The organism is Halarchaeum acidiphilum MH1-52-1, assembly GCF_000474235.1.
Classification (GTDB): Archaea; Halobacteriota; Halobacteria; order Halobacteriales; family Halobacteriaceae; genus Halarchaeum; species Halarchaeum acidiphilum.
In genome coordinates, this window is record NZ_BATA01000120.1 from 1 (window position 1) to 3,243 (window position 3,243).

3 protein-coding genes and 2 pseudogenes are annotated in these 3,243 nt (G+C 59.5%); all 5 read left to right on the forward strand.

Features of this window, described 5'->3' with window-relative positions; genetic code table 11:
* Window positions 1–35 precede the first annotated feature (35 nt).
* A pseudogene (locus AOZ13_RS14085) lies at window positions 36–128 on the forward strand (IS6 family transposase); the annotation flags it as partial.
* 409 nt (window positions 129–537) lie between these two features.
* The gene (locus AOZ13_RS13225; RefSeq protein ID WP_020222456.1) at window positions 538–1,326 is read left to right on the forward strand and encodes an SDR family oxidoreductase; all 789 of its coding nucleotides are present in this window, start codon (window positions 538–540) and stop codon (window positions 1,324–1,326) included.
* Window positions 1,323–1,670 (forward strand): cupin domain-containing protein, encoded by a 348-nt coding sequence (locus AOZ13_RS13230; protein ID WP_021780833.1) that lies wholly within the window; start codon window positions 1,323–1,325, stop codon window positions 1,668–1,670. The genes AOZ13_RS13225 and AOZ13_RS13230 overlap by 4 nt, the downstream gene beginning before the upstream one ends.
* Window positions 1,667–2,488, forward strand: a complete 822-nt coding sequence (locus AOZ13_RS13235) for a fumarylacetoacetate hydrolase family protein (RefSeq protein WP_020222458.1) — start codon at window positions 1,667–1,669, stop codon at window positions 2,486–2,488. The genes AOZ13_RS13230 and AOZ13_RS13235 overlap by 4 nt, the downstream gene beginning before the upstream one ends.
* A gap of 124 nt (window positions 2,489–2,612) precedes the next feature.
* Window positions 2,613–3,243 (forward strand): annotated as a pseudogene (locus AOZ13_RS13240) (IS6 family transposase); the annotation flags it as partial.

Genomic DNA, 3,243 nt, shown 5'->3' on the forward strand with positions numbered 1-3,243 from the left:
ACGCTTTGTGAGGTACTGACAATGGCGTCGCCGTGAGGGTCTCCATTGATGAGAAACAAATCGAGATTGATGGCGATAAAAAGTGGCTCAACGCCGCTATCGACACCGAATTAAAGCTGATCTTAGACCATTATTTCGAGCGTGTCGTGTACGTCCTTAAAAACAGGGCGGCGCTTGATTGGTGAGGATAGCGCGGATCGGACTATTCCGTCTCAGCATCGACTCGCTGCTTGAGGGCGCTATCGTCGTCGCCGGCGTCGGCAGCCACGCGATCTATTGTCTCGACGACGCCACCGGCAGGCGTCGCCGAGTTCGGCAGATACGACTCAGAGACGGTTCGTGAGGTCTTGATACGAACATTGAGAGATCGACGAGAGCTAAGTCTCAGCAGTCCTCGGGGATGGGTGCGCGGCCAGCGCTCAGGTGTGCACATTTGCGACGTTGTTTCAAGGAAAGTACCGCATCGGTTTGCTGACGGGTGCACGCGGAATTGCCGGTACAGAAACGTTTTCACGGATGTCCATAATTGGTCCTCACGTGGACCTACAAATAGATGGTAACGCGGCACTGGTAGTCGCTTCGTCCAGCGGCCTCGGCAAGGCCTCCGCGAAGGCGCTCGCCCGCGAGGGCGCCAACGTCGTCATCAACGGCCGCAATGAGGACCGACTCGAAGAAGCTCGCAAGGAAGTAGAAGAAGTCGCGACCAACGAAGTCGTCGCTCAACAGGGCGATCTGACAGACACCGATGACATCACAGAGCTCGTCAATACAACCGTTGAGGAGTTCGGCACGATTGACCACCTCGTCACGAGTGCCGGCGGCCCGCCGTCCGGCGAGTTCCTCGAGACGACTGACGAGGACTGGGAGCACGCCTACGAACTGCTCGTAATGAGCGTCGTCCGGCTCGCCCGGGAGGCCGCACCCCACCTAAAAGAAGGTGACGGCGGCACTATCGTCACCATCACGTCCCGCACGGTCAAGGAAGCCAAGGAGAACCTCGTGCTGTCGAACTCGGTCCGGATGGGCGTCGTCGGCCTGGAGAAGACGCTCTCGAAGGAGTTCGCCCCCGAGGTACGCTCCAATACACTTCTCCCCGGCTCCCACGAGACCTCCCGCATCGAGAATCTTATCGAGAGCGCGATCGAACGCGGGGACTACGAGAACTACGAGGAGGGCCTCGAAGACTGGGCAGGCAACCCGCTCGGCCGCATCGGTGACCCGATGGAGCTCGGCGACACGGTCGCGTTCCTGAGCTCGCCGAAGTCCGGCTACATCAACGGCGCCGCGCTTCCCATCGAGGGCGGCTCCACGGAGTCGAACCTATGAAGCCGGTTCGCTTCGATGAGGCGGAGACCTACGAGCCCGAGGAGGGTTGGTGCCGCGTCGCGATGGCCGGTAGCGACCAGTTCTCTTTTGAGTGGTTTGAGAAGCCGCCGGGCCACAGCTCGCCGATGCACGACCACGAAAACGAGCAGGTGTGTCTCTGCCTTGAAGGCGAACTCACCGTCGCTACCGAAGACGACAAGGTGACGCTCCAGCCGAACGACTCGGTACTGCTGGAGTCCAATGAGACCCACCGTGTGGAGAACACTGGCAATGAACGCGCCGTCGGGCTAGACGTATTCGCGCCCGGACGCTCGTTCGACTTTTGGACGGACCGGGAAGAATGAAGTACCTCGCACGCACCGCGACTGGCCAATCGCTACTTGGCGATGAGGATGGGTTCGTCCCGCTGGACGCGGTTGAGACCGACCTTGACGCCGCGCAGGATGCGCTCCCGCGAGCAGCCGACGGAACGCTGGGCGACGTGGCGGACGCACCTGCCGACCCTGTACCGGCCGCGGATATCACGTTTGGCGCACCCCTCGAAGCGTTCGGGAAGCTCTGGGGTATTGGCCTCAACTACGAGGAGCACGCCGGTGACCTCGATGAACAGCGCCCCGAGGAGCCCGCGAGCTTCATGAAGCCCTCGACGGTGCCCACCGGACCGGGCGGGCCGATTCGCCTCCCCCTTGAATCGCAGAGCGAGCGCGTTACTGCGGAGGCCGAACTCGGCGTCGTGATGGGGCGCACCTGTCGCAACGTCGACGAGGCCGACTTCCAGGACGTGATCGCGGGCTTCCTCCCGATCATCGACATGACCGCCGAGGACGTCCTCCAGCGTAACCCGCGGTTCCTCACGCGCGCAAAAAGCTACGACACGTTCCTCGTGCCCGGCGCCGCACTTGCGGTGCCCGAAGAACCACTAGACCTCACGTCGCTGTCGGTGCAGACGGAAGTCAACGGGAGCGTCGAGGCCGAGAACGAGATTCGGAACATGCTATTTCCGCCCGAGGAGATCGTCTCGTTCCACTCGGGCGTGATGACCCTCGAACCGGGTGACCTGTTCAGCACAGGAACCCCGGGTGCCGCGCACATCACGCCTGGTGATGATGTACGTGCGATTGTCGAGTCTATCGGCGTTGCCGAGGCACCGGTAACGCGATAGCGATCGGCGCTGATTTTTCTTACACGGGACAGGCCACATCCGATACCAGTCAGACGATAAAGTCGATTCCAGACTGTACGGTCGCGTTAAGTTAGAGGATGAGGCGGACGAGTTCCGAGTGTCTATGCCAGAGTTCGACCGCCTCAGTGGCTGTATCGAGTGGGTCGACTTGTCGTTTGTGGAGCGCAAGCGGACTCCCAAGTGGGCATCCGGTGCCACCTTGCCGGTATGTCCACGAGGGATGCCAGTCAATTTTTCGACGAGTTAGGAGTCCAACGAAGTCATGCCGCTGTTCATAACTGGGTACACAAGGCTGATCTACAGCCGATTTCGTCGGTGAGTGCGGATCAGATCGCGGTCGGCGAGAAAGTGATCCGCGTCAACGGCGATGACCACTGGCTGTACAGTGTCGTCGATCCTAAGACGAACAAAATCTTGCATCTCAGGCTGTTTCCGACGGTAACGAAACAGACAACACGATGGTTTCTGGCCGAACTTCATCGACGTTATCAACTTGATCACGTCGAATTTCTTGTCGAGAACGCCGTCTACCTGGTGAACGTCCTCGATGAAGATGGATACCGATTCCAGAGAATTCCACATGGAAATCGGAATGCTATCGAACATATCTTTTAGGATATAGAACTGAGAACCTCATCGTTTGCAACTAGTTTCATCCATGTCGAACCGCAGACAGCAGAATCGTGGCTCCAAGCCCTCGCCGTCCGTCACAACGGCGGTGTTCAGATAAGGCT